The organism is Microbacterium sp. DMC48, from assembly GCF_056313825.1.
Genome location: NZ_JBQUZN010000009.1, coordinates 1 through 2,071, shown reverse-complemented (window position 1 = coordinate 2,071; position 2,071 = coordinate 1). Strand labels below are relative to the sequence as shown.

Annotated in this window: 2 protein-coding genes; both read right to left on the bottom strand. The window is 62.6% G+C overall.

The annotated features are described in order from the left end of the window. Positions 1-437: hypothetical protein (locus ACT53O_RS15130; protein ID WP_476153375.1), on the bottom strand; the 437-nt coding region annotated here is incomplete at its 3' end. A 50-nt stretch (positions 438-487) separates the two neighbouring features. Beyond that, on the bottom strand, positions 488-2,071 hold a 1,584-nt coding region (locus ACT53O_RS15125), incomplete at its 5' end, for an RCC1 domain-containing protein (protein ID WP_476153373.1).

Below are 2,071 nucleotides of genomic sequence, written 5' to 3'. Positions count from 1 at the left end.
AATTGACACGATGCTCCACCCTGTTTCGCCCCCGGGAAATACGGCACCATCAACGACAACGCTGACACGCTCACTCCGGTCGCCCGATCCTTCAGCATCGTTAGCGAGTCAGTTGCGCTCGTGGGAGAAAGCAGCGTCGATGCCGGGTTCGCAGCCACCGGGTCCATGATCACCAGATCCGTGATCGCACCCTGCCGATCATTCACATCCACCGTCGCCGACACCGTGTGTGTCTGACAGATGTACTCCAACCAGCTCACCAGCCCGGCAGGATCCGAATACTGCTTCAGATCCACCATCAACCCCATCGGCGGCGCCGCAACCCGCACATGCTGCACCGGAACCGTAGCCGCCGCCGCGGGAACCACGCCCGCCACAACCAGCGAACCCACAACAAAAGCACTGACGACACTGACAGCACCACGAAAACCGCGCACAACACCCTCACAAAACTCAAGACCAACACGAACGAGCTACCGGTTACCGGTTACCGGCGGTTGGGGCGGCGTGTCCATATGAGGATGGCCGCGCCAGCGAGGAGGATCAGGGTTCCGGCGCCGATCAGTAGGTATGGGATGGTTGCTCCGGAGGATGCCAAGTGGTCCGCCGAGCCTGTCTGCGTTGCCGGTTCTGGTGTTGCTGCCGGTTCGGGGAGGGTCACTGGTGTGGGGGCTGCGGTAACGGTGACGGTCACTGGTTGGGTCGTTGCGGTTCCTAGCCCGTTGGTGAACACTGCCCGGTAGTGCGTGCTCTGCGGGATCGGACCTGACCGTAGTGTGGTGGTGGTTGCGCCTGCAACGTCTACCCATGATGCGCGCCCGTCTGTGGAGGACTGCCATTGCACCGTTGGTGTCTCGTCGCCTGACGCCTCTGCCGTCAACGAGAAACCCTCATCCGAGACCACCGTCACAGACACCGGATGCGTTGTCACGACGGGGGCGGCACCGTAAACAAACTCGCCCGCGTTCACCGTTGAGACGTCGCCGAACTGTGTTGCCGTCACTGTTACCGGAACCGCCCCGGACGGGTGCGGTGGGGACAGCACCGACCAGGAACCCGACGACACCGACAACCCTGCGCCGGCAACCGTGTCGAACGCCACTGAGGACACTGTCACGCTGCTCACCGACGACGGAACATTCCGGCTCACCGTCGACCCGTCTCCCAACTGACCCGAATCAGCCCACCCCCAGGTGTAAATGTTCCCATCATCACCCACCGCCGTCGCGAAACTATTCGTCCCCCCCGAAACCTGAACAAAACGGACCCCCTCAGGAACCGCAACCCTCACCGGAACCAACCGACGAATCTCTGTTGACCCATCCCCCACCTCGCCGTAGAAGTTGCTCCCCCACCCGTACACATGACCGTCATCACCGAAAGCAAAAGTCGTGATGTCGCCCGCGCTCAGTGACGTGAAACGTACTCCCGCCGGAAGCTGCACCTGGATCGGGGTGTCGTGGCGCCCAATAGTGCCGTCCCCGAGCATGCCACTACCCCAGGCGTACGTGTTGCCGTCGTCACCAAGCCCCAAAGCCCGCCCGTTGCCCGCGGTCACCTGTGTCAGACGCACCCCCGCAGGCACCTCAACACGCCCTGCACTGATATTGGATGTGCCGAGCTGCCCCTTGTCTCCGTACCCCCACGAGTACGTGTTGCCGTCGTCACCGATCGCGAAGGAGAAGGTGGTGTGCGCGGCCACGAAGGTGAACCCCACCCCCGGGGGGCCTTGCATCCGTACCGGGGAGCTGCGGTTGAAATGCGTACCATCACCCAACTGCCCATACACATTCCACCCCCACGAATACGCGTTCCCATCATCACCAACCGCGTAAGAGCTGGCAGTTCCGGCGGCGAGCTGAACGAACCGGACACCCGCTGGTGTGGAAAGAAGGATAGGAGTATCGCTGTCCACCCACGCCGTCCCGGCGCCGGTTCGTCCTCCCCAGGAGTAGGTGTTGCCGTCATCACCAATCGCCAACGAATGACTGGTCCCCGCCACAACCTGGGTGAAGCGGACACCATCGGGTGTCTTCACCAACCCGGGCGTGACCCGATCAGTGGTCGTACC